Origin of the sequence: Leifsonia sp. NPDC058194 (assembly GCF_042883605.1) — a bacterium.
Lineage (GTDB): Bacteria > Actinomycetota > Actinomycetes > Actinomycetales > Microbacteriaceae > Leifsonia.
This window is the reverse complement of sequence record NZ_JBHVVL010000002.1, coordinates 245083-269861: the sequence shown is the minus strand read 5'-3', so window position 1 is coordinate 269861 and position 24779 is coordinate 245083. Positions and strand designations below refer to the sequence as shown.

Below are 24779 nucleotides of genomic sequence, written 5' to 3'. Positions count from 1 at the left end.
CGTCCGGGTTTCCGCGGCGTCACGGGAGCGTGACCGTCGAATGCGACACGTGGCGTCCCATTCGGCGAGCGCCGACTCTTCACGCGGGTGGAACGGCGGCGCAACACCGCGTGGTGAGACTGGCCGCATCCATCCCCTTCCCGTCTCTCCCCTTTGGAGGAACTCATGACCGCAGCACAGGAGCCTCAGGCTCTGCTCGGCGATCCGATCGCGATCCGCGGTTCGGGTGCGTCGCGTCAGCTGTCGGGCCGGCTCGGCGTCGGCTCGATCGTCTTCATGGTCGTCGCAGCGGCGGCTCCGCTCACGGTGATCGGCGGCGGTTTCCCCGTCGCGGTCCTGCTCGGCAACGGGGCGGGTGTTCCGAGCATGTTCGCGATCGGGGCGATCATCCTGTTGTTCTTCGCGGTCGGGTTGAGTGCGATGAGCCGGTTCATCCCGCGTCCGGGGGCGTTCTTCACGTATGTCGGGTATGGGATGGGGCGTCCGTTGGGGCTGTCGGCGGCGTATCTGGCGCTGCTGACGTACACGACCGTCCAGGTCGCGGTGTACGGCTATCTGGGGGCGACGCTGGAGTCGTCGGTGGTCTCGCTACGCGGGCCGGACATCCCGTGGTACGTGTACTCGCTGGCGATGGTCGCCCTGGTGGGGGTGCTGGGGTATCGGCACATCGAGCTGAGCTCGCGTGTGCTGGGTGTGCTGCTGATCGCGGAGGTCGGCATCGTCGTCGTCCTGAGCGTCGTGATCATCGGCACGGGTGGGGCCGACGGTCTCTCCCTCGCGCCGTTCGAGCCGAGCACCGTGCTGTCGGGGTCGCCGGGCATCGGGCTGATGTTCGCGCTGGCCGGATTCATCGGGTTCGAGTCGACGGCGATCTTCCGCGACGAGGCGAAGGAGCCGGAGAAGACGATCCCGCGGGCCACGTACATCGCGGTGATCGCGATCGGCGTCTTCTACACGTTCGCGTCGTGGGCGCTGGTGATGGGCTGGGGCCCGGCGCAGATCGTGGACGTCGTCGCCAAGGACACGGGCGGCTTCATCGTCAACACGGCCGTGCACTACCTCGGGTCGGTGGGCGGCGTGATCGTGAACGTGCTGCTCATCACGAGCCTCTTCGCGTGCGTCCTGTCGTTCCACAACGTCGTGACGCGGTACCAGCACTCGATGGCGAACGCGTCGGTCTTCCCGGCGCGTCTCGGGCGGGTGCACGGGAAGCACTCGTCGCCGTACGTGTCGTCCCTGGTGCAGACGGTGACCGCCGTGGTGCTGATCGCGGTGTTCGCGCTGTTCCGGCTGGACCCGGTGCTGCAGGTGTTCACCTGGTTCAGCGGTATCGCCACGCTGGCGATCGTGGTGCTCATGGCGCTCACCTGTCTCGCCGTGATCGTCTACTTCGCACGCGCCAAGACCGGCGCGGGCCTGTGGCGCACGGTGATCGCCCCGGTGATCGGCTTGATCGGCCTGCTGGGCGTGACCGTCATCATCGTCGAGAACTTCCCCCTCCTCATCGGCGATGTGGATGCGCAGGGCACCCCGGTGCTCGGTCCGCTCTCCATCGTCTTCTTCGCCGCCATGCTCGCCTTCCCCGTGATCGGCGTGGTGCAGGCCCTCGTCCTGCGCCGGAGCAAGCGCGACGCCTACGAGAACATCATCGACACCATCAGCGCCTAGGAGACGTGAGCACCATGACCACCGAGCTTCCCCTGACCCTGCCCGCCGACGACACCGCCGCATCCGGTCCGCTGTCGAGTCTCACCGCTGCGGAGATCGAGGCGGCGACCCGCATCCTGCGCGCGGCCGGCGCCGTGACCGACTCGACGCGCTTCGTCTACGTCGGCCTCCTGGAGCCCGACAAGGCGGACGTGCTGGCGGCCCGCGCCGGCGACGCGCCGGCGCCCGACCGCGAGGCGCGCGTCCTGCTGCTCGACGTCGCGACCGGCGACAGCATCGACGCCGCCGTCTCCCTGACCCGCGGGGAGGTCGTCGCCCTGGTACCGATCGACGGCGCCCGCGGCCAGGTGCCCATCCTCGAGGAGGAGTTCGAGGCGATCGGCGGCATCCTGGTCGCGGACTCCGGCTGGTCGGCCGCCCTCGAGAAGCGTGGGCTGACCGTCGAGCAGGTCGTGTACGCGCCGCTCTCCCCCGGCTCCTACGACATCCCCGGCGAGGAGGGGCGGCGGATCATCCGCGTCTTCGCCTTCCGGATGGATCACGCCGAGGACCACCCGTGGGCGCACCCCGTCGACGGCCTGTGCGCCTACGTCGACGTGATCTCCCGCGAGGTGATCCAGGTGGTGGATGCGGCCGAGCTCCCCGTCCCGGAGGAGCCGGGCAACTTCCACCTCGAGTCCGAGCGCCCTGCGCCGCTCGACACGCTCAAGCCGATCTCCATCACCCAGCCGGAGGGTCCGAGCTTCGCGGTCGACGGGGACACGGTCACGTGGGCCAACTGGTCGTTCTCGCTCGGCTTCGACGCCCGCGAAGGGTTGATCCTGCGCGATCTCGCGTTCGCCGACCCGGATCAGGGCGGCGCGGTGCGGCCGGTCGTCTACCGCGCCTCCATCGCCGAGATGGTCGTGCCGTACGCCGACCCGTCGCCCACGCGCTACTGGCAGAACTATTTCGACACCGGCGAGTACCTGTTCGGCCGCTTCGCGAACTCCCTCACCCTCGGCTGCGACTGCCTGGGTGAGATCCGCTACTTCGACGCCGTGATGTCGGACGAGTTCGGGCGGCCGAAGACCGTCGAGAACGCGATCTGCATGCACGAGGAGGACTACGGGACGCTCTGGAAGCACACGGACATGTTCACCTCGGCCAACGAGGTGCGGCGGTCGCGGAGGCTGGTGATCTCGTTCTTCACCACCGTCGGCAACTACGACTACGGGTTCTACTGGTACCTGTACCTCGACGGCACGATCGAGTGCGAGGCGAAGCTCACCGGCATCCTGTTCACCTCCGCCTATGTGGAGGGATCGGCCACCGCGAGCCAGGTGGCTCCGGGACTCGGCGCGCCGTACCACCAGCACCTCTTCTCGGCACGCCTCGACATGATGGTCGACGGTCTGGCGAATGCGGTGGAGGAGGTCGATGCGGTGCGTCTGCCGATCAGCGCGTCGAACCCGTACGGCAACGCTTTCACCAAGCGGGCCACCCGGATCGCGAGCGAGGCCGAGGGCGCCCGCGACGCCGACGCCTCGGTGGCGCGCACCTGGCACATCGTCAACACCGAGAAGACCAACCGTCTCGGGCAGCCGACCGGCTACGTCCTGCACGCCGAGCAGAACCCGACCCTGATGGCCGACCCGTCGGCTACGGTCACGGCACGCGCGGCGTTCACGACCAAGCAGGTGTGGGTGACGCAGTACGCGAGCGACGAGCGCTACCCGGCCGGCGAGTTCGTCAACCAGAACCCGGGCGGCGACGGCCTGCCCGCGTACATGGCCGCCGACCGGCCGCTCGACGGGGAGGACATCGTGCTCTGGCACACCTTCGGGCCCACCCACTTCCCGCGGGTCGAGGACTGGCCGGTGATGCCGGTGGACTACGCGAAGTTCACGTTGAAGCCGTACGGATTCTTCGGCCGCAACCCCGCCCTCAACGTGCCCGCCGAGGCTCCCGCGCATTGCGCACCGGGACACCACGGCCACGACGCGCACCACGGATGATCGAGGCCCTCCACCTCGGCAGCATGCTCCCGGCCACGCTGGGGGCATGCTGCGTGGCGGGCGGCGCCGACCGCCGCTCCCCGCTCGCCTGGCTCGGGATGCTGACCATGCTCGCGGCGATGGCGGACACCATGCTCCTCGCACGTCCCGTGATCGCACCGGTCGTCTGGTCCGCGGTGCTCGTGACACTCGCCCTCGCCTCCGCGATCCGGCTTCGGCTGCGCGCCGACTCGGGCGCGACCGCGCATCCGGTGCGCACGATGGCGGCGCACCGCGCACTCCAGGCCGTGGTGATGGCGGGCCTGATCCTGCTGGCCTCCGGTCACCACGCCCCGGGATCGCCGCCGCACGACGGGCACGGCGAGCACGGCTTCCCGGTCGTCGCGGTGGTCGCCGTCGCCGCACTCGCGTTCGCGGCCGCCTCGACGACCATCGCGCTGCGCCGTCGCCTGCCCGTGCTCCCGCGGATGGAGGCGGCACTGGGAGCCGTCTCCATCGCGCTGATGGCGCTGCCGCTCGTCGCCTAGCCGGGCGTCAGGAGGCGACCGAGACCAGTCCGAGCTCGGCCGTCGACAGCAGGAGATCGTTCACCGGGACGACGCGCACCGTGTAACCGAACGATCCCGCCCAGGAGAGCGTGACCGTCCCCACGTACTCGTGCGCGACGGACGGGTCGTCCGCCCCGGGCACGCCGTGGTCGAGGTCGAGTCGCTGGTGCCGCACGTCGACGAGGTCGTCGCCCTCCTGGCTGCGGCCGTACACGACCTGCACCTCGACATCCTCCGGCTTCAGGCCGTTCAGGTGCACGAGCGCGCGCACGTGCAGCTGGTCGCCGACCTGGGGCACGGCGTCCACTCCACCTGCGTCCACGTGGGCGACGTTGACCCCCGGCCACGCCGCACGCACGCGGTCCTTCCAGGCGGCCAGCCCGCGGGCGGCGGCGAAGCCGTCCGCGCTCAGCCGCTCCTCGTACCCGGAGGCCGGGATGTAGAGCCGCTCCACGTACTCCTTCACCATGCGCTCGGCGCTCAGCGACGGCGACAGGGTGGCGAGCGTGTGGCGGATCTGCCCGACCCACGCGGACGGCACCCCGTCCCCGTCGCGGTCGTAGAAGCGCGGTGCGATCTGGTGCTCGATGAGGTCGTACATGGCCTCGGCCTCGAGAGCGTCGCGCTCCGCACCGTCTCCGGCGGCGTCGGCGGACGGGATCGCCCAGCCGTTCTCGCCGTCGTAGAACTCGTTCCACCAGCCGTCGAGGATGGACAGGTTGAGCGCCCCGTTGAGCGCCGCCTTCATCCCGGAGGTGCCGCACGCCTCGAGCGGGCGCAACGGGTTGTTCAGCCAGATGTCGGTGCCCGGGTACAGCAGCTGCGCCATGCCGATGTCGTAGTCGGGCAGGAAGACCATCCGGCTGCGGATCTCGGGCTCCGAGGCGAACTGCACGAGTTTCTGGATGAGCCGCTTGCCCTCGTCGTCTGCCGGGTGCGACTTGCCCGCGATCACGAACTGCACCGGGCGCTCCGCGTGCAGCAGGATGTTCCGCAGCCGCTGCGGGTCGTGCAGCATGAGGGTCAGCCGCTTGTAGGTCGGCACGCGGCGGGCGAAGCCGATCGTCAGCACGTTCGGGTCGAGGAGGTCGCTCATCCACGCGGGTGCGATGCCGCCGGGGTTCTGCTCCTCCCACGCGGCCTGCAGACGCAGCCGTGCGTCCTGCACGAGCTGCTCCCGCATCCGGTTGCGCACGGACCACAGGTCGGCGTCGCCGACCGCACCGGAGTTCGCCCAGTCCGCGTGGGTGGTGTCGTCGGTGCCGAGGCGCTCCAGGGCGAGCGCGCGCAGCATGGGGTCGGTCCACGTCGGCGCGTGCACGCCGTTGGTGACCGAGTCGATCGGCACCTCCTGCGGGTCGAAGCCCGGGTAGAGGCCGCTGAACATCTGCCGGCTGACCTCGCCGTGCAGCTGGGACACGCCGTTCGCGTGCTGGCCGAGGCGCAGGCCCATCACGGCCATGTTGAACACGTCGGGCGAGCCGCCGGGGTAGTCCTCCGCGCCGAGCGAGAGGACCTGCTGCACCTCGACACCCGGCAGCAGGGAGGTCGAGAAGTAGCGCTCCACGAGCGGCCGGTCGAACCGGTCGATGCCCGCGGGAACCGGGGTGTGCGTCGTGAACACCGTGCCGGCGCGCACCACCTGCAGGGCCTCGTCGAAGCTCAGACCGTCGCCGATGAGGTTCGCGATGCGCTCCAGGCCGAGGAAGCCGGCGTGGCCCTCGTTGGTGTGGAACACCTCGGCGGCCGCGGCGCCGGTCAGCTCCGACCACGCCTCGAGCGCGCGCACGCCGCCGATGCCGAGCAGCAGCTCCTGGAGCAGACGGTGCTCGCCGCCCCCGCCGTACAGCCGGTCGGTGACGGAGCGCAGGCGCTCCTCGTTCTCGGGGATGTCGGTGTCGAGCAGCAGCAGCCGCACCCGCCCGACCGCCGCCTGCCACACCCGCGCGTGCAGCACGCCGTCGGGCAGGGCGAGCGAGATCTCGACGGGCGTGCCATCCGGATTGCGCAGAACGCTCAGCGGGAGGCCGTCGGGATCCAGCGACGGGTAGCTCTCCTGCTGCCAGCCGTCGGGCGTGATCGCCTGGGTGAAGTACCCGGCCCGGTAGAAGAGTCCGACCGCCACCAGCGGTACCCCGAGGTCGCTCGCCGCCTTCAGGTGGTCGCCGGCGAGGATGCCGAGACCGCCCGAGTACTGCGGCAGCGCAGCGGCGATGCCGAACTCCGGCGAGAAGTACGCGATCGTGCGCGGAGCGCTCTCGCCCAGCGTCTGGTACCAGCGCGGGTCGTTCTGGTAGGCCCGCAGCTCGTCGCGGGTGTGGTTCGCCCAGTCGACGTACCCCTGATCGGCGGCGAGCTCGGCCAGCCTGCCGGGGTCGACGGCGCCGAGGAGCGCGACCGGATCGTGCTCGACCTGGTGCCACAGTTCCGGCGAGATGCGGGCGAAGAGCTCCTTGGTCGGCTCGTGCCACGACCAGCGGAGATTGCCCGCCAACTCCTCCAGTGCGGAGAGGTTCTCGGGCAGGACGGCTCGGACGGTGAATCTACGGATGGCCTTCACCTGCCCCACCCTACGGGAGGCTCATGTCGGGGAGGTTAATGAGTGTACGGTCGGGGTTGTGGGAAAGAGCGCAGCGACCAATCCGTCCGCCGCAGCGGCGCAGAAGGCCACCGTCGACCGTCTCCCGGACGAGGGGGTGCAGCAGGCGGCGCCGGCCACCGATCCCGCGGCCACCGGCTCCGTGCCGCCCGCACCGACGGAGACTGCACCGACGGAGACTGCACCGACGGAATACGTGCCGCTGCTGACCCGCATCCCGATCCTCGGGCTCTCGCCGCAGGTCGACGAGGGCCACTGGCCCGCCACGGCCTTCCGCGGCGAGGTCGTCCCCTTCCGGGTGACCTCGTTCCGCGAGGGCCACGACCGCATCGGCGTCGACCTCCTGCTGCTGGACCCCACCGGCGTGCAGACCGAGCACCACATGCACCCGATCGCCCCCGGCACCGACCGGTGGGAGGTGGAGGTCCAGCTCGAGACCGAGGGCCTCTGGCGCTACCGCGTGCAGGCCTACGCCGACGACTACGCCACCTGGAAGCACAACGCCGAGGTGAAGGTCCCTGCCGGGATCGACGTCGAGCTCATGCTGACCATGGGCCGCGAGCTGCTCGCGGCCGCCGCGAAGGACAAGCGCCGCAGCCCGGCCGAGCGCCGCCACCTCGGCGAGGCCGCGAAGGTCGTCGCGGACACCGCTGCGACCGTGGAGGCCCGCTTCGCCGCCGCGGTCGACGACCGCATCGTGCGCATCCTGACGGAACGCCCGATCGTCAGCCTCCCGTCGCTCTCCGAGACGCGCGCCATCACCGTCGAACGCACGCGGGCGGGCGTCGGCAGCTGGTACGAGTTCTTCCCGCGCTCGGAGGGCGCCAAGAAGCTCGCGGACGGCTCCTGGAAGTCGGGGACCTTCCGCACGGCCGCCAAGCGCCTCCCCGAGGTCGCAGCCATGGGCTTCGACGTCGTCTACCTGCCACCGATCCACCCGATCGGCCGCACCTTCCGCAAGGGACCGAACAACACCCTCGACGCCGGACCGAACGACCCGGGCTCGCCGTGGGCGATCGGCTCCGCCGAGGGCGGTCACGACGCCATCCACCCCGACCTCGGCACCGAGAAGGACTTCGCGCACTTCCTCGGCAAGGCCAAGCAGGCCGGTCTCGAGGTGGCGCTCGATCTCGCGCTGCAGGCCTCCCCCGACCACCCCTGGGTCACCGAGCACCCCGAGTGGTTCACGACCCTCCCGGACGGCACGATCGCCTACGCCGAGAACCCGCCCAAGAAGTACCAGGACATCTATCCGATCAACTTCGACAACGACTACGAGGGCCTGCGCACCGAGGTGCTGCGCATCGTGCGGCACTGGATGGCGCTGGGCGTGCGCATCTTCCGCGTCGACAACCCGCACACCAAGCCCCTGCACTTCTGGGAGTGGCTGATCCGCACGATCAACGCCACCGACCCCGACGTGGTCTTCCTCGCCGAGGCGTTCACCCGCCCCGCCCTGCTGCACACCCTCGCGAAGGCCGGGTTCCAGCAGTCGTACACGTACTTCACCTGGCGCAACACCAAGGAGGAGCTCGAGGAGTTCCTCACTGGCCTCGCCACCGAGACGGCCGACTTCCTGCGGCCGAACCTGTTCGTCAACACCCCCGACATCCTCACCGAGTACCTCCAGTTCGGCGGACCGGCGGCCTTCAAGGTGCGCGCCGCGATCGCCGCGACCGGCGCACCGACCTGGGGCGTCTACTCCGGCTACGAGCTGTTCGAGAACGTCGCCCGCCCCGGCGCCGAGGAGTACATCGACAACGAGAAGTACGAGTACCGGCCGCGCGACTACACCCGTGCGCAGACGCTCGGCCGCTCGCTCGCCCCGTACCTCACCCTGCTGAACCGCGCACGCAGCGAGCATCCCGCGCTGCGCCAGCTGCGCAACCTGCACGTGCACGGCAGCGAGGACGACGCCATCCTCGTCTACTCCAAGCACCTGCCGGGCGCGTTCACCCGCAGCGGCAAGGCCGACACGGTGCTCGTGGTCGCCAACGTGGACCCGCACTCGGTCCGCGAGACCATCGTCCACCTCGACGTCGCAGCGCTCGGCCTCGCGCCGGGTTCGACGTTCGAGGTCAAGGATGTCGTCACCGGCCAGCGCTGGACGTGGGGGGCCGACAACTACGTCCGTCTCGACGCCTTCGCCGAGCCCGTGCACATCCTGGTCGTCAAGCCGCTCTGAGCGACGGTCCGTCTCCGGCCGCCCGCGGTCGACCACACCCCAGAAGGAGCACGATGAGCCCGATCCCCGAAGGCGCAGCCGCCGTCGACCTGCCCGCGCTGGACGACGGCCTCCTCCTGGCCGTCGCCACCGGCGCCTACCACGACCCGCACGCCGTGCTCGGCCAGCACCGCGTGAGCGCGCCGGGCGTCGCCGACGCGATCACCGTCATCCGCGTGCTGCGGCCGCTCGCGACCGAGGTGTTCGCCATCCTCCCCACGGGCGCGCACCTCGAGCTGGCGCACCTCGCGCACGGCATCTGGCAGGGCGTCGACATCCTCGGCCCGGGGCCCTACGAGATCGAGGCACGCTACGCCGACGGCAGCACCTGGACCGCCGACGACCCCTACCGCTTCTCGCCCACGATCGGCGAGCTCGACCTCCACCTCATCAGGGAGGGGCGCCACGAGCAGCTCTGGACGGCGCTCGGCGCCCACGTCCGCGACCTCGGCGGCGTCGTCGGCACGGCGTTCACCGTGTGGGCGCCGCGCGCCAAGGCGGTCCGCGTGGTCGGCGACTTCAACGGCTGGGACGGCACGCAGCACGCGATGCGGACGATGGGCGTCTCCGGCGTCTGGGAGCTGTTCGTGCCGGGGCTGGTCGACGGCGAGCTCTACAAGTTCGACATCCTGGGCCGCGACGGCGCCTGGAAGCGCAAGATCGACCCTATGGCGCAGACCGCCGAGATCCCGCCGGCGACCGCGTCGGTCGTCACGACCTCCCACCATGCCTGGGCGGACGGCGAGTGGATGCGCCGCCGCGCCGAGAGCGACCCGCACTCGGGCCCGATGAGCATCTACGAGCTGCACTTCGGCAGCTGGCGCCCCGGTCTCGGCTACCGCGAGGCGACCGATCAGCTCATCGACTACGTCGTGGCCCTCGGCTACACGCACGTCGAGTTCCTCCCGCTCTCGGAGCACCCCTTCGGCGGATCCTGGGGCTACCAGGTCACCGGGTACTACGCCCCGACCAGCCGGTTCGGCTCCCCCGACGACCTCAAGCATCTGATCGACCGCCTCCACCAGGCGGGCATCGGCGTGATCATGGACTGGGTCCCCGGGCACTTCCCCAAGGACGACTGGGCGCTCGCACGCTTCGACGGCGAAGCGCTCTACGAGCACCCCGACCCCCGGCGCGGAGAGCACAAGGACTGGGGCACCTACATCTTCGACTACGGCAACTCGCAGGTGCGCAACTTCCTCGTCGCCAACGCGCTCTACTGGCTCGAGGAGTTCCACGTCGACGGGCTCCGGGTCGACGCGGTCGCCTCGATGCTGTACCTCGACTACTCCCGCAACGAGGGCGAGTGGGAGCCGAACATCCACGGCGGCCGCGAGAACCTCGAGGCGATCGGCTTCCTGCAGGAGGTCACCGCGACCGCCTACAAGCGCAACCCCGGCACCGTGATGATCGCCGAGGAGTCCACGAGCTACAGCGGCGTCACCGCTCCGACGTCCTCCGGCGGTCTCGGGTTCGGGCTCAAGTGGAACATGGGCTGGATGCACGACTCGCTGCAGTACATGCACGAGGACCCGATGTGGCGGTCGTACCACCACAACGAGCTCACCTTCTCGTTCGTGTACGCGTGGAGCGAGAACTTCCTGCTGCCGATCAGTCACGACGAGGTCGTGCACGGCAAGGGGTCGCTGCTCGGCAAGATGCCGGGCGACCACTGGCAGCAGCTCGCGAACGTGCGCGTCTTCCTCGCCTTCATGTGGTCGCACCCGGGCAAGCAGCTGCTCTTCATGGGTCAGGAGTTCGGGCAGCCGTCGGAATGGAGCGAGGAGCGCGGCCTCGACTGGTGGATCCTCGACCAGCCCGCCCACCGCGGTCTGTGGAACCTCGTCGCCCAGCTCAACGCGGTCTACCGCGCGCATCCCGAGCTCTGGGCGCTCGACAACGAACCGGCCGGGTTCGAGTGGATCGACGGCTCCGACGCCGCAGGCAACGTCATCGCGTTCGTCCGCAAGGATCGCGACGGCTCCCCGCTGGTCGCCGTCTTCAACTTCTCCGGCGCTCCGCACGAGGGCTACCGCCTCGGGCTCCCCTTCGCCGGGGAGTGGGAGGAGCTGCTCAACACCGATGCCGCCGACTTCGGCGGCTCGGGCGTCGGCAACCTCGGCGGCGTGACGGCCGCAGAGGAATCGTGGATGGGACGCCCGGCATCGGCCGTGCTGACCCTGCCGCCGCTCGGCGCGCTCTGGCTCAGGCCCCGGCGCTGAGCCAGGCGGCGTAGTCCGCGCCGTCGACGGCGTGCTCGGGCGCCAGGTTGCGTCCGGCGCGCCAGGCGGCGCCGAGGGGGCCGCCGAGGCGGAGCGGGAGGATCGGGCGGCGCGAACCGCTGGCCGCCTTCCACTGCTCGGCGAGCGAGCGGGCGGACTCGACGGCGGGGCCGCCGATGGTGCGCAGCGAGTCGGGTGCTCCGACGAGTTCGGCGTCGTCCACGAGGGCGCGGGCGACGTCGTCGACGGAGATCGGCTGGAAGCGCGTCCCCGCCGGCGCGATGAGGGCGCCGAACGGGCGGCCGCGCTCGAAGACCGCCGTCACGAAGTCGTGGAACTGCGTGGCCCGCACGACGTGCGTCTCCAGGTGCGACTCGGCATAGATCCGCTCCTGCGCGAGCTTGGCGCGGTAGTACGGGTAGCGCGAGCCGTCGATCCCGGCGACGGAGAGCAGCACGGCCCGGCCGACGCCGAACCGCGCCGCCGTGTGCAGCAGGTTCTGGGAGCCCAGCGCGAAGACCCGTGCCGCCTGCTTGCCCGATCCGTTGCTGGTGTCGATGATCGCATCGACTCCGTCGACGGCCTCTTCGAGGCCGGCGCCGCCGACGAGGTCGGCCGTCACGTAGTGGACGCCCTCCACGTAGGCGGGCGCGTCGTCGTCCGGAACCCGCCGTGCGGCCACCACCACCTCGTGACCGCGGTCCACAGCCGTGGAGGTGACGGCGCGTCCGGCGAGGCCGGTGCCGCCGACGACGAGCACACGGGGCATGCGCTGCCTTTCGCGAGGGGGACGGTGCGCCGCCTACCGCATCGGGGACGTCAGTACAGCAGCGACGTCAGCCTAGCCCGCGCCTTCGCGACCCGGGGGTCCTCCACACCGACGATCTCGAAATAGTCGACCAGCCGGGTGCGGACCGTCTCCTTCCCCGGTGCGTCGAGCGTCGGGTAGAGCGCGAGCAGCCGGTCGAAGGCGTCCTCGACATGGCCTCCGGAGAGGTCGAGGTCCGCGACGTCGAGCTGCGCCTGCGCGTCGGACGGGTCGGCCGCGGCCGCGCCGCGGATCGCGTCGAGGGTCTTGCCGGCGAGCCGTGCCAGGAGGCTCACCTGGGCGAGGCCGGCCACCGCCATGGCGTCGCGCGGGTCCTGCGCGATGGCCGTCTTGTACTCCTGGATGGCCGTGTCGTAGTCGCCGCGCTCGATCGCCTCGTAGGCCTCGGCGTGGTGCGGGGGCAGCGGTTCCGGCTCGGGCTCGGCCGCTTCGCCCTGCGCGTCCGCGGGAGCACCGGCGTCGCCGTCGACGGCGACCGTGCCGGTCACCCCGTTCTGGGCCGCGAGCTCGAGCAGCTGCTCGAATACGTCGCGCACCTGCTGCTCGGGAAGGGCCCCGACGAAGAGCTGCACCGGGCGTCCGCCGACGAGCGCGGCAACGGCCGGGATGGACTGGGCCTGGAACGCCTGGGTGAGCTGCGGGTTCGCATCCACGTCGACCTTGACCAGCACGACCCGGCCCGCGTAGTCCGCGACGATCCGGTCGAGGATCGGGCTGAGCTGCTTGCACGGCTCGCACCACTCGGCCCACAGGTCGACGACGATCGGCACCCGCATCGACAGGTCGATGAAGTCGTTGAAGTTGGCGTCGGTGCCCTCGAAGTACAGACTCGGCAGCGCGAGCGCCTCCCCGGCCGCGGCCGGTGCGGCTCCCCCAACGGGAGCGGCGGCGGTCGGGCGGTCGACGAGCGAACTCAGGTCGACGGCGCCCCGCAGGTTGGTGGGCGGGGGCGGGATCTGACTCATGACACCTCCAGAAGGCGGACCGGGGGTCCGCGTCGGCACAACTCTCAACGATACGCGGCGCGGGGCCGCAGGATCACTGGATCTCCTTGGCCCCGATCATGCCCTGAGCGAAACCGAGGAGGGTGATCTTCGCGTCCGAGCCGGCTGGGGGCACGTAGAACGCGAGCTGGTACCCGTAGGTCGTCTCGATCCCGGTCTTGGAGCTCGCGACGCCGAGCGCGGCCGCCGTCGGTCCGGCGTTCACCTCGGCGCCCGCCTCGATGACCTTGAGCTGCTGCGCCTCCTGCAGGTCGACCCAGACGATCGCGCCGGAGTCGTTCGTCGCCATGGCGACGTCCGGGCTGGGCCCGACGGCGGTCGTGAACGTGAGCGAGGCGGTGGCGGGGACGGCGGCCTTCTGCTGCGCCTTCCACTCGGCGCCGACCGCCGTGCGGAGGGTGTCCCCGTCCGGGCTGAACAGGCTGGCGTACGTGCTCTGGTCGCCGTTCATCAGGACGTCGCCGTATGCGGCGGCGACCTGGTCCGGCGGCAGCGCCAGCAGCTTGGAGTCCGGCCGCACGGCCGCGGCTCCGATGCTCGCGGGCGCCAGGTTCGGGACTTTCGCCTTCGGCTCCAGGGAGATCGCGTACTCGATCATGTAGTTGTCGCGCGGCGAATCCTGCACCAGGGTGATCGCCTGCGGGGCCTGGTCCTTGCCCGCGGCGTCCTTGGGCATCTCGATGACCGCGACGACCGTGCGCGGCCACGAGTCGGTCGACTGCGGCAGCGAGAGGACGATGGGGTCGGAGGGGATGGCGGGGAGCGCCGGCTGGTCGGCCTTCTTCGCGCGGATGGCGTAGTTCGCCTCGCGCAGGGCGAGGGCCGCGCCCGTGAAGCGCTCCTTGGCGAGACTCGGGTCGGCCTTCGCGTCCGCGTTCGCGGCCGAGACCGAGATCCGCTTGATGATCCGCTCGAGCTGCGGGACGGTCACCGCGGGCGGCAGCTGGTTCACCGGCTTCGGCACCGACGTCGAGGTGGAGGTCGACGTGGGGGTCGGAGTCGGCGTCGGCGTCTCGTCGGCGAACGCGGCTCCGGCGCCGATGCCCGAGAGCGTCAGCGCTCCGACGAGCACGGCGGGTGCGATCACCCGGGAGCGACGTGTGGAGCGGCGCCCGCGCGAGGTGGGTTCGACGTCGGCGCTCGGCTTGTACTTGGGGGCCTTGGGGAGTTTTGGCATCTTGGGTCCGCTCTTCCGGCGCGGTCCGCGCGCTCTGCGGTGGGTGTAGAGCCCCCAGAGGTAGAGGGCGATTCCGATGACGAGGAGGACGAGCCCGCCGATGATCAGCGGGAACGCCCACGGGGTGCTGGAGTCCACCGGCCAGGTGACCGTGATGGTCGACGGCGCGGGCTTCGTGCCGTCGGACGCGACCAGCACGCTCACCCCGTCGGGGATGTTCATGCGGGTGACCTGGGCGTCCACACCGTCGTACTCCTCCAGCCAGAGGTCGGAGCCGGTGGGGTTCGGCCCGGCGGCGGCCGTGCCCGAAGCAGCGCCCGCGTCCGCCGTGGCGGAGGGGGCGGGCGTCGGAGTGGCCGTCGAGCCGCTCGCCGCCTTCGGGGTGACCGAGCGCGTCGTCAGCTTGCCGGTGGTGGAGTCGTACCCGACGGAGACGTACTTCTCCGTCCCGAGCCACGCCGTGACGTCGGCGGTGCGCCCGATCGCGACGACCTGCGTCTTCATGTCCGGCGCGCCGGCGACGGAGAGCGTCTGCTGCCCGCTGTGGGCGTTGAGCGCCGAGCCGGCGATGACGACATAGCGGGCGTCGTCGGGCACCGTAGCGCTCGCGGTCAGCTGCGAAGGGGGCGCGAACACCGTCCGCTGGGCGATGCCGGCGACGATCATGACGGCGGCCACCACGAACGCGACGATGGCGAGTACGAAACGCAAACAGATCTCCTCATGTGCCGGGAGGGGGCGGGCACAGACACTCCACGATAGTCGAGCACCCTGAAAGGCATCTAACCGTTACCTGCACGACCCTGCAGTCCCCCATGCGGGTACCCGGCGCCAAATGTAAGATCGATGCGGCGTGCGAGCAGCTCGCGTCCGGACATTCTCAGGAGTAACACACGTGGCCACCGATGAATCGAACTTCACGCAGGTCTTCCGCGGGTACGACAAGGACGAGGTCGACAAGGCCGTCCAGGACCTGCGGCGCGAGCTGATCAAGTCGAACACGCAGTCCGCGGACTCCACCAAGGAGATCAAGCGCCTCCAGCTGCGCATCGACGAGCTGAACGCCGAGATCGAGGAGGTCGGCAGCCCGACGTACTCCGGACTCGGCACCAAGCTCGAGAACACCCTCCGGGTCGCCGAGGAGCAGTCGACGCGCCTGATCGCCCAGGCCGACATCGACGCCGAGAAGCTGCGCGCGGGAACCGCCGGCGAGATCGAGAAGGTCAAGAAGGCGGCCGCCCAGCAAGCGGAGCGTGTGATCGCCGACGCGACCGCCCGGGCGACGACCACGCTCGAAGACGCGCAGATCGAGTCCACCGAGCTCCTCGCGAAGACCCGTGCCGACAAGGAGACCCTCCTCAACGACGCCATGCGCGAGGCCGCGGGCATCCGGGGAGCGGTGGCCACCGAGGCCGCCGAGCTGCGCGCCACGAGCAAGCGCGAGGCCGCCGCCGTGCGCGCGGAGGCCGACCGCGAGGCCGCGGAGCTGAAGGCCGTCGCCTCGCGCGAGGCCGCCGCCGCACGCGCCGAGGCCGCCGAGCTCGAGCGCACCATCGAGACCCGGCGCGGAGAGCTCGAGGGCGCCTTCGCCCAGGATCGTGCCGCGTTCGAGCGCGAGGCCGCGCAGATCCGCCTGGACCTGGAGCGCCGCGTCGCCGAGACCGACGATCGGCTCGCCGCCGACGAGGCGCGAATGCGGGCGGAGCTCGCTGCCGAGGCCGCGCAGGCCCGCGCCGACCTCGCCGCCGAGGTCGAGCAGCAGCGGGCGGCTCTCGCCGCCGAGTCGGCGCAGACGCGCGCCGACCTCGCGAACGAGGACGCGACCTCCCGGCTCTCGCTGAAGACCGAGGTCGAGCAGACCACCAAGGCCCTCGCGCTCGAGGTCGAGCAGACGAAGGCCGCTCTGGCCGCCGAAGCCGAGCAGACCCGCTCCGCGCTCGCCGACGAGGTGACCACGACGCGCTCCGCCCTCACGGACGAGGCCGACCGGACCCGGACCGAGCTCGCCGACGAGGTGGCACGGACCAAGTCCGCCCTCGCCGAGGAAGTCACGCGGACGAAATCCGCCCTCGCCGACGAGGTCACGCAGACGAAGTCCGCCCTCGCCGACGACGTCACGAAGACGAAGTCCGAGCTCGCGGACGAGGTCGAGCGCACCACGAAGCAGCTCGCCGACGACACCCTCCAGACCCGGACGACACTCGAGAAGGAGTCCGTCGAGACGCGCACGGCCCTCGAGGCCGACCGCACCGCGACGGCGGCTGCGCTCGCGGCCGATCGCGAGCGCAGCGCAAGCGAGCTCGCCGCCGCCGCCGACACGGCGCGCGCCGAGCTCGAGGCCTCGACCGAACGGCGGCGACGCGAACTGGACGCCGAGGCCGCGCAGCTCCGCGCCGACCTCGCCGGCGAAGTGGACGCCGCCCGCACGGCCCTCGCGGACGAGCTCGCCCAGGGCCGCAGCGCCCTGCAGGCCGAAGTCACGTCGACCCAGGCACAGCTCGCGGCCGAGACGGAGTCGACCCGGGCGGCGCTGGCCGCCGAGGTCGAGCAGACGAAGTCCGCTCTCGAGACCGAAGTCGCCACCACGAAGTCCGCCCTCGCGGCCGAGGTCGAGCAGACGAAGTCCGCGCTCGCCGCCGAGGAGGAGCAGCGCACGTCCGCCCTCGCAGCCGAGGTCGAGCAGACCACCACGAAGCTGGCCGCGGACACCGAACAGGCACGATCCGCCCTCGAGACCGAGGTCGCCACCACGAAGTCCGCCCTCGCGGCCGAGGTCGAGCAGACGAAGTCCGCGCTCGCCGCCGAGGAGGAGCAGACCCGTTCGCGGCTCGCCGAAGAGACGGAGCGCACCCGCACGACCCTCGCCGAGGACGTCCGGCGCACCTCCGTCGAGCTCGCCGATCTGCGCGAGTCCACCGCGAACGAGCTCGCCGACGACCGCGAGCAGCAGCGGATCGCCCTGGCATCCGAGGCGGACCAGATCCGGCTGACCCTCGCGGACGAGACGCAGCAGGCCCGGGTCGCGCTCGAGAAGGAGACCGGAGACGCGCAGACCGCCCTCGCGGCCGAGGTCGCCGAGGCCCGCACGGCCCTCGCCGCCGAGATCGCGCAGCGGACGGCCGAGTTCGAGCACGAGGCGGCCGACGCGCGCACCGCGCTCGAGGCCGAACTGACCGCGCTGCGCACGAGCACGCTCGCCGAACTCGACGCACGGACCCACGAGGTCCAGCAGGCGCGCATCGACCTCGACGTCGAGCTCCGCGCCCGCCGCGACGAGGCCGAGAAGGAGTACCTCGCCCGGCACCAGGAGGCCGTCGCCCAGACCCAGAAGTACCTCGACGACGCGAACGCCCAGCTCCAGGACGCCACGAAGCGCACGGCTCAGGCGCGCTCCGAGAGCGAGGCGTTCGAGGCCGAGGCCCGCGACACCGTCAAGAAGGCGCGCAAGGAGGCCGAGAAGACCGCCTCCGCCATCGTGCGCGACGCCGAGGAGCGCGCAGCGGCCCAGCTCGCCGAGGCCGAGGAGCGCACCGCACGGCTCGCCGCCGATGCGGAGGAGCGGCTCGCGCAGATCAAGATCGAGCGCGATGCGGTGGCCGGCTACTTCGAGAACCTCCGCGGCATGCTGCAGCAGGCCGAGAGCGTCACCACCGAGCGCGACTGAACGACCGGGTCGGGGGAATCATGAAGATCCAGAACGCCTTCCGCGTCGGACTGATCGGCACGCTGGGCGTCGGCCTGGGCATCCTCATCCTGACGTCGATCGTCAGCCTGGCGACGATCATCACCTACATCGGCGCCGCCCTGTTCCTCGCCCTGGGGATCGAGCCGCTCATCACCTTCCTCGAGCGTCGCCGTTTCCCGCGCTGGCTCGCCCTGGTCGTCGCGCTCGTCGTGATCATCGGCGCGTTCGTCGGCCTGATCTGGGCGATCGTCCCGGTGGCCATCTCTCAGGCGACCCAGTTGGTCAACAACACCATCTCGTGGGTGAACAGCGGCGCCGCCGAGGACTGGTTCCAGACCCTCCAGCACCAGTTCCCGTCCGTGATCAACGACGCGAACATCAACACCGTCACGCAGTGGCTGCAGCAAAACCTCCCCGACATCACCTCGAAGGTGCTGCAGACCGCCACCGGCATCGTCCAGGGCGCGTTCGGGGTCGTCATCGTGACCATCCTCACGATCTACTTCACCGCGTCGCTGCCGAGCATCAAGCGCGCGGCGTACCAGCTGGTCCCGGCCTCGCGCCGCTCGCGGTTCGCCGACCTGGGAGACCAGATCACGGACTCCGTCGGCAAGTACGTCATGGGGCAGGTGTCCCTCGCCCTCGTGAACGGAATCCTCAGCGCGATCTTCCTCACGATCATCGGCGCCAAGTTCCCCGTGCTGCTCGCGTCGATCGCGTTCTTCTTCTCGCTGATCCCGCTGGTCGGCACGATCACCGGCTCGATCATCATCGTGGCCGTCTGCATCCTGTCGGGGCCGGCGACGGCCATCACCGCGGCGATCTACTACATCGTCTACATGCAGGTCGAGGCGTACGTCCTCAGCCCGCGCATCATGAACCGCGCCGTCGCCGTGCCCGGTGCCCTCGTGGTCGTCGCGGCCCTCGCGGGCGGCACCCTCCTCGGCATCCTGGGCGCGCTCGTCGCGATCCCGTTCGCCGCGGCCCTCCTGCTCATCATCAAGCAGGTGGTCATCCCGCGGCAGAACGAGCTCTAGCGCGCCGGTCAGGCCGTCTCAGGCGCGTCCCACGTCGTCGGCAGCGGGGACGCTGCGGGATTGAGGCGCGCGACGATCTCGTCGAGCACACGCCGCGTCTGGGTCTCACCGACCCAGAGGTGCTTCCCGCCGGCGACATCGACGAGCTCGATCTGCGGCAGCGGTGCGAACCGCTGCGCGGCCTCGGCCGGCTGCAGATAGTCGTCGTGCTCCGGGATGAGCGCCACGATCGGCCGGTTGTCCCCCGCCCACGCGGCGAGGTGCTCGGGCTTCGCCCGGTGCAGCGGAGGCGAGAGCAGGATGACGCCGTCGACCGGGCACTCGCGGCCGTACATGAGCGCGAGCTCCGTGCCGAACGACCAGCCCAGCAGCCACGGGTGCGGGAGGCCGCGCTCGGTGACGAACGTCATCGCCGCCTCCACGTCGTAGCGCTCGTCCACGCCGTGCCCGAACTCCCCCTCGCTGCGCCCGCGCGGAGAGGCCGTGCCTCGCGTGTTGAAACGCAGCACGGCGATGTCGGCCAGTGCGGGCAGTCTCCCGGCGGCCTTGCGCAGGATGTGCGAGTCCATGAACCCGCCGCCGGTCGGCAGCGGGTGCAGGGTGACCAGCGTCGCGACCGGCTCCCGGTCCAGCGGGCCGGCCAGCTCCCCGACGAGGGTGAGCCCGTCGCGCGTGTGCAGCTCGATGTCCTCCCGGCGGGCGGGCAGCTCGATGCCTCCGCGGATCTCGGTGGTCGTCACGTGGTCCTTCTCGTCTCTCGGTGCGGGATGCGTCGTCAGGCGATCTTCCAGCACGCCTCGTGCCAGTGCCGCCGGGCGGCGAGGTCGGCGGTGTCACCGAGCACGCCGTCGGCGCGCCAGGCGACGAGGTGGGAGACGCCCGGGGCGATCTCGCGTCCGCAGCCGGGGCACACGTAGCTCTTCTGCGCCTGCGCCGCCGACACCGGCTGGACGTTCCAGGTCGCGCCACGGCGGGTCTCCGTGCGTCGCCACCCGGCCAGCATGCGGTCGAAGGCGTCTTCGCGGCTGTCGTCAACGTGGCCGCGCCCCTGGCCGTGACGGCCTCGGTGACGGTTGCTGCGCGGCATCGGTCCAGTCTATGCGGACCGGACCGGCCCTCGGGTCAGTACCAGCCGGAGCTCTCGGAGTGATCCCAGGCGCCGCACGGGGTGCCGTAGCGGCCGGTGATGTAGCCCAGGCCCCACGTGATCTGCGTCGCCGGGTTGGTCTCCCAGTCGGCGCCCGCCGAGGCCATCTTGCTGCCGGGGAGCGCCTGCGGGATGCCGTAGGCGCCGCTGCTGCCGTTGTGCGCGTAGACGTTCCAGTGCGACTCGCGGTTCCAAAGCGCCACGAGGCAGCTGAACTGGTCGTCGCCCCATCCACGGGCCTGCAGCATCTCGTAGGCGATCGCCTGAGCCGTACCGGGGTCGGGGGTGCCGACGGCGGGGGCCGCCGAGGAGGACTTGCTCGACGCGGTCGGTGTGGGAGTCGGAGTCGGCGTCGGGATCGGCTTCGCCTTCACGCTCACCGTGTCGCGCTCCACCGTGGTGGTGTACGAGTCGGGCGCGGTCAGCGACTGCGTCGGCGCGCCTCCGAACCGCGAACTGGTCTGCGGGCTCGGCAGCGTGTCCGCGTACGCCGGGGTGGCGGCGGAACCCGAATACGGGTCCACCACGTTCACCAGGGCGAAGCCCACGGCGGCGCTGAATGCGAACCCCCACAGGAGGGCTCGCGACCGGATGTGCGGTCGTCGGGATCGCTTGAACGCGACTCCGACCGGGTTGGCCGGCGTCAGCGGAACGATCTCTGCTGCTTCTCGTCTACCCACGATCACAAGACCATAACGGACTTCGGCGGACAATCCAAGAAACTGGGCCCGCCCTCAGGCAACGGCCAGCCTCACCGGACCGCCAGCATGACGTCGGTGACGCTGTCCAGGAGCAGGTCGACCTGCACCTCCCGGTAGCCTCCGCGCTGCTCGCGGAACGTCACCGTGCGCACCTCGTCGACGCTCATCGGACGGCCGTCCTGGAAGTACTTGACCAGCCGGTTCGCGAACCGGTCGACGTCCTGACGGTTGTAGCCGAGGGTCAGCACGCTCACCCGCTCGAACCGGTGGCCCACCGGGCGGTCGAGACGGTTCAGCACGACCTGCGCCGTGCTGCGCGCGTCGGCGAACCAGGTCTCGTCGCCGGCCGCTTGGCGCGCGAGGTCGCGCTCCCGCTGCGCGAAGGCGTCCTCCAGGCGCTCGAGCGCGGCGTCGACGTGCGTGGTCGAGTATCCGCCCTTCTGCATCGAGAAGGCGGTGCGACGGATGTCGGCCGACGTCAACGGCGCCGTGCCGTCGTCGTCGTAGGCGCGCCGGGCGGTCTGCAGGAAGGCGTCCACTTGCTCGACGTCGTAACCCTGCTTCTTCGGGGTGCGGGGGAAGGTGCTCACACGCTCATTCTGTCATCGGAAGATGAGGAACAGCACGTACGTCGCCGCGGCCGACGGCAGGATGGAGTCGAGCCGGTCGAGGAACCCGCCGTGCCCGGGCAGCCAGGAGCTCATGTCCTTGATGCCGAGGTCGCGTTTGATCAGCGACTCCGCGAGGTCCCCCGCCGTCGCGGTGAGCAGGAGCACGACGCCGAAGACGACGCCGAACCACCAGGGCTGATCGATCATGAACAGGGACAGCAGCACACCGGCGACGATGGAGGTCGCCGCCGCACCCGCGAACCCCTCCCAGGTCTTCTTGGGGCTGATGGTCGGCGCCATGGGGTGCTTGCCCCAGGAGAGCCCGGCCGCGTAGGCGCCGGTGTCCACCGCGACGACGATGATGACGTACGCCAGCACCCACCACTCGCCTCCCGGCTCGGCGAGCAGCAGGAGCACGAAACTCGCCAGCAGGCTCACGTAGAGCTGGACGAGGATCCCCCAGGTCAGATCGCGGCCGAGGGCGGCGGCGCCGGCGCGGCGCGCGGGGACCGCGAGCTCCTCCACCAGGCGCCAGAGGACGACCAACGCGATGCCCGCCGACAGCGCGACGAGCTGCCCGCCCGCGTGGAACCAGAACGACGCCGGGATGATCGCCACGGCGGCCAGCACCGTCGGGATCCGAGGGATGTGCCGCCCCGCCCCTCGGAACGCCTGCGTCAGCTCGAACGCGGCGAAACCCGCCATCGCCATCCCGAACGGGATGAACAGCTCCTTGATGAACACGAGGCTGCCGACGACGATCACACCGGCGACCAGGCCGATCAGGATCGCCAGGATGAGGTTGCGGCCGGTGCGCTGCTCGATCAGTTCGTTCGTCGCGTCGAGCTGCGCCTTGCGCGCCTGCACCTGCCGCTCGAAGTCGGCACGGGTGGCCTGCACCTGGGCGCGCAGCTCTTCACGCGACCGCGGCTTCCCCCGCCGCCCCGTCTCCGGCGTGTGGGGCGCGCCGGCGCCGCTCCCCTCGCTCATGGCTAGACCTCGAGGAGCTCGGCTTCCTTGCGCTTCAACGCCTCGTCGACGGCCTCGACGTGCGTGCGGGTGATGCTCTCCAGCTCCTTCTCACCGCGCGCCACCTCGTCGTCGCCGACCTCGCCCTTGAGGGCGTCCAGGTCGTCCTTCGCCTTGCGGCGGATGTTGCGCAGCGCCACCTTGGCGTCCTCGCCCTTGCCGCGGACGATCTTCACGAACTCCTTGCGGCGGTCCTCCGTGAGCTCGGGCAGGGTGACGCGCACGATCTCGCCGTCGTTGCCGACGTTGGCCGAGAGGCTCGGCATCGCGACGATGGCCTTCTCGATCTCCTTCAGCGCCGACTTGTCGTACGGCGTGACGAGCAGGACGCGGGCCTCGGGGTTCTGCAGACCGGCGAGCTGGGCCAGCGGGGTCGGCGAGCCGTAGTAGTCCACGAGCACCTTCTGGAAGAGCGCCGGGTTGGCACGGCCCGCACTGACGGTGCCGAAGTCCTCCTTCGCCGCGTCCACGGTCTTGCTCATACGCTGGCGGACGTCGGAAATCACATCGGCGATCACGGTTTCTCCTTCAGATCGGTCAATCGCTGTCTAGTCTAGAGCCCTGGTGCCGCACGCTGCGGCCGGGCACCCGCGTCGGGCGCGGTCAGCCGAGCAGGGTCCCGATCTCCGCGCCGAGCAGGGCGGCCGTGACGTTGCCGGCCGGCTCGATGCCGAAGATGCGCATCGGCATGCCGTTGTCCATGCACAGGCTCAGGGCGGTCGAGTCGACGGCCTTGAGGTTCTGCTGCAGCGCCTCCTGGTGGCTGATGTGGTCGATCTTGCGCGCGTCGGGGTTGGTGCGCGGGTCGTCGTCGTACATCCCGTCGACGCCGTTCTTGGCGACGAGGACGACGTCGGCGCTGATCTCGAGTGCGCGCTGCGCGGCGACGGTGTCGGTGGAGAAGTACGGCAGTCCGGCGCCGGCGCCGAAGATGACGACGCGCCCCTTCTCGAGGTGGCGCTCGGCGCGGCGCGGGATGTACGGCTCGGCGACCTGGGTCATCGCGATGGCGGACTGCACGCGCGTCTCGGCTCCGGCCTGCTCGAGGAAGTCCTGGAGGGCGAGGGAGTTCATCACGGTGCCGAGCATGCCCATGTAGTCGGCGCGGCCGCGGTCCATGCCGCGCTGGGACAGCTCGGCTCCACGGAAGAAGTTGCCGCCGCCGACCACGATCGCGATCTCGACGTCCCCGGCGGCCTGGGCGATCTCGCGCGCGATGCCGCTGACGATGTCGGGGTTGACCCCCAGCTGACCGGCGCCGAACGCCTCTCCGGAGAGCTTGAGAAGGACCCTGCGCCTCTTGGTAGCTGCCGACATGCGTGAATGGTCCTTCCTGGGGTTTTTCGTTCTTACGCTAGTGCGTGGTGCGTCGTGCGCATATGGGTGCGCGCACAGAAAAGGAGTCCGGATCGCTCACGAGCGATCCGGACTCCTTCATCGGTGGGCTAAGCGCCGACCTTGAACCGGGCGAAGCCGGACACGGTGAGACCCGAGTCCTTCAGCACCTGGGAGATGGTCAGCTTGTTGTCGCGGGCGTACTCCTGCTCGAGCAGGGCGACCTGCTTGAAGAACGCACCGAGGCGACCCTCGATGATCTTCGGGAGCGCGGCCTCCGGCTTGCCCTCGTTGCGCGAGATCTCCTCGACGATGCGACGCTCGTTCTCGACCTCGGCGGCCGGGACGTCCTCACGGGTGAGGTAGGTCGGGTTGGCGAACGAGATGTGCTGCGCGATGCTGCGGGCGGTCTCCGCGTCGTCGCCGGCGTAGCCGACAACGACACCGACCTGCGGCGGCAGGTCCTTGGAGGTCTTGTGCAGGTAGATCGCGAAGTGCTCGCCCGAGATCGAGGCGACGCGGCGGAGCTCGACCTTCTCGCCCAGGATGGCGGCCTCGTCACCGATGAGCTCGGCGACGGTCTGGCTGCCGGCGGGGGCGGCCAGGGCCTCCTCGACGGTGGTCGCGCCCGCAGCGGACGCCGCGTCCAGGACCTTGTCTGCCAGGGCGATGAACTTCTCGCCCTTCGCCACGAAGTCGGTCTCGCACGCGAGCTCGATCATGGTGGCGGTGCCGCTGCCGTTCTCCTTGGCGGCGACGAGTCCCTCGCTGGTGGAGCGGTCGGCACGCTTCGCGTTGCCCTTCGCACCCTTCAGGCGCAGGATCTCGGTCGCCTTCTCGATGTCGCCACCGGCCTCTTCGAGCGCCTTCTTGGTGTCGACCATGCCCGTGCCGAGCTGCTCGCGCAGGGCCTTGATGTCAGCGATGCTGATGTTTGCCATGTTCGTAACTGGAACCTTCTAGTCG

Annotated in this window: 19 protein-coding genes; 7 read left to right on the top strand and 12 right to left on the bottom strand. The window is 70.6% G+C overall.

Translation table 11 applies throughout. The features are described 5' to 3' along the window. Positions 1-165: 165 nt before the first annotated feature. From ACFVU2_RS08045 to ACFVU2_RS08035, 3 genes are read left to right on the top strand one after another with little or no spacing between them, the layout of a single operon-like run. Complete coding sequence (locus tag ACFVU2_RS08045) at positions 166-1668, top strand: APC family permease (RefSeq protein ID WP_387872802.1); 1503 nt, start codon at positions 166-168, stop codon at positions 1666-1668. 14 nt (positions 1669-1682) lie between these two features. Beyond that, positions 1683-3665, top strand: a complete 1983-nt coding sequence (locus ACFVU2_RS08040) for a primary-amine oxidase (RefSeq protein ID WP_387874386.1) — start codon at positions 1683-1685, stop codon at positions 3663-3665. Beyond that, positions 3662-4192 (top strand): hypothetical protein, encoded by a 531-nt coding sequence (locus ACFVU2_RS08035; RefSeq protein WP_387872800.1) that lies wholly within the window; start codon positions 3662-3664, stop codon positions 4190-4192. Before ACFVU2_RS08040 ends, ACFVU2_RS08035 begins: the two co-directional genes overlap by 4 nt. 7 nt (positions 4193-4199) lie before the next feature. Here ACFVU2_RS08035 and glgP read toward each other — a convergent pair whose 3' ends face one another. Then, entirely contained in the window at positions 4200-6773 is a 2574-nt protein-coding gene (gene glgP, locus ACFVU2_RS08030; RefSeq protein WP_387872798.1) for an alpha-glucan family phosphorylase, read from the bottom strand. 259 nt (positions 6774-7032) lie between these two features. Here glgP and ACFVU2_RS08025 point away from each other — a divergent pair, with 259 nt between their 5' ends. Both ACFVU2_RS08025 and glgB read left to right on the top strand, forming a co-directional pair. After that, positions 7033-8997, top strand: a complete 1965-nt coding sequence (locus ACFVU2_RS08025) for an alpha-1,4-glucan--maltose-1-phosphate maltosyltransferase (protein WP_387874383.1) — start codon at positions 7033-7035, stop codon at positions 8995-8997. 53 nt (positions 8998-9050) lie between these two features. Continuing rightward, on the top strand, positions 9051-11258 hold the full coding sequence (glgB, locus tag ACFVU2_RS08020; protein WP_387872796.1) for a 1,4-alpha-glucan branching protein GlgB: 2208 nt from the start codon (positions 9051-9053) through the stop codon (positions 11256-11258). On the opposite strand, the gene ACFVU2_RS08015 is transcribed toward glgB, so the two are convergent. The 3 genes from ACFVU2_RS08015 to ACFVU2_RS08005 all read right to left on the bottom strand — a co-directional run bounded on the left by ACFVU2_RS08015 (position 11242) and on the right by ACFVU2_RS08005 (position 14979). Then, complete coding sequence (locus tag ACFVU2_RS08015) at positions 11242-12027, bottom strand: SDR family oxidoreductase (RefSeq protein ID WP_387872794.1); 786 nt, start codon at positions 12025-12027, stop codon at positions 11242-11244. The genes glgB and ACFVU2_RS08015 overlap by 17 nt on opposite strands. Positions 12028-12077: 50 nt before the next feature. Beyond that, a complete protein-coding gene (locus ACFVU2_RS08010) occupies positions 12078-13052 on the bottom strand; it encodes a tetratricopeptide repeat protein (RefSeq protein WP_387872792.1) in 975 nt (324 codons plus the stop codon). 73 nt (positions 13053-13125) lie between these two features. After that, positions 13126-14979 (bottom strand): hypothetical protein, encoded by a 1854-nt coding sequence (locus ACFVU2_RS08005; RefSeq protein WP_387872790.1) that lies wholly within the window; start codon positions 14977-14979, stop codon positions 13126-13128. 184 nt (positions 14980-15163) lie between these two features. Between ACFVU2_RS08005 and ACFVU2_RS08000 the strand changes: the two genes are divergently transcribed. Together ACFVU2_RS08000 and ACFVU2_RS07995 are read left to right on the top strand one after the other, a co-directional pair. Continuing rightward, entirely contained in the window at positions 15164-17932 is a 2769-nt protein-coding gene (locus ACFVU2_RS08000; protein ID WP_387872789.1) for a hypothetical protein, read from the top strand. A 20-nt stretch (positions 17933-17952) separates the two neighbouring features. Further along, entirely contained in the window at positions 17953-18990 is a 1038-nt protein-coding gene (locus ACFVU2_RS07995; protein ID WP_387872787.1) for an AI-2E family transporter, read from the top strand. Between the two features lie 8 nt (positions 18991-18998). Here the strand turns inward: ACFVU2_RS07995 and ACFVU2_RS07990 are convergent, their stop codons facing one another. The 8 genes from ACFVU2_RS07990 to tsf all read right to left on the bottom strand — a co-directional run bounded on the left by ACFVU2_RS07990 (position 18999) and on the right by tsf (position 24754). Beyond that, positions 18999-19730 carry an alpha/beta hydrolase gene (locus ACFVU2_RS07990; RefSeq protein ID WP_387872785.1) on the bottom strand — a complete coding sequence of 244 codons (732 nt, stop codon included), beginning with the start codon at positions 19728-19730 and terminating at the stop codon, positions 18999-19001. A 35-nt stretch (positions 19731-19765) separates the two neighbouring features. Continuing rightward, on the bottom strand, positions 19766-20077 hold the full coding sequence (locus tag ACFVU2_RS07985) for a hypothetical protein (protein WP_387872784.1): 312 nt from the start codon (positions 20075-20077) through the stop codon (positions 19766-19768). A 35-nt stretch (positions 20078-20112) separates the two neighbouring features. Further along, a complete protein-coding gene (locus tag ACFVU2_RS07980) occupies positions 20113-20817 on the bottom strand; it encodes a lytic transglycosylase domain-containing protein (RefSeq protein ID WP_387872782.1) in 705 nt (234 codons plus the stop codon). 71 nt (positions 20818-20888) lie between these two features. Continuing rightward, the gene (locus ACFVU2_RS07975) at positions 20889-21428 is read right to left on the bottom strand and encodes a DivIVA domain-containing protein (protein ID WP_387872781.1); all 540 of its coding nucleotides are present in this window, start codon (positions 21426-21428) and stop codon (positions 20889-20891) included. 12 nt (positions 21429-21440) lie between these two features. After that, on the bottom strand, positions 21441-22439 hold the full coding sequence (locus tag ACFVU2_RS07970) for a phosphatidate cytidylyltransferase (RefSeq protein ID WP_387872779.1): 999 nt from the start codon (positions 22437-22439) through the stop codon (positions 21441-21443). A 2-nt stretch (positions 22440-22441) separates the two neighbouring features. Then, positions 22442-22996, bottom strand: a complete 555-nt coding sequence (gene frr, locus ACFVU2_RS07965; RefSeq protein WP_387872777.1) for a ribosome recycling factor — start codon at positions 22994-22996, stop codon at positions 22442-22444. An 85-nt stretch (positions 22997-23081) separates the two neighbouring features. Further along, positions 23082-23795: a UMP kinase gene (pyrH, locus tag ACFVU2_RS07960; protein WP_387872775.1), complete on the bottom strand. Its 714-nt coding sequence runs from the start codon at positions 23793-23795 to the stop codon at positions 23082-23084. Positions 23796-23923: 128 nt separating this feature from the next. Next, the gene (tsf, locus tag ACFVU2_RS07955; protein ID WP_387872773.1) at positions 23924-24754 is read right to left on the bottom strand and encodes a translation elongation factor Ts; all 831 of its coding nucleotides are present in this window, start codon (positions 24752-24754) and stop codon (positions 23924-23926) included. Positions 24755-24779 lie beyond the last annotated feature (25 nt).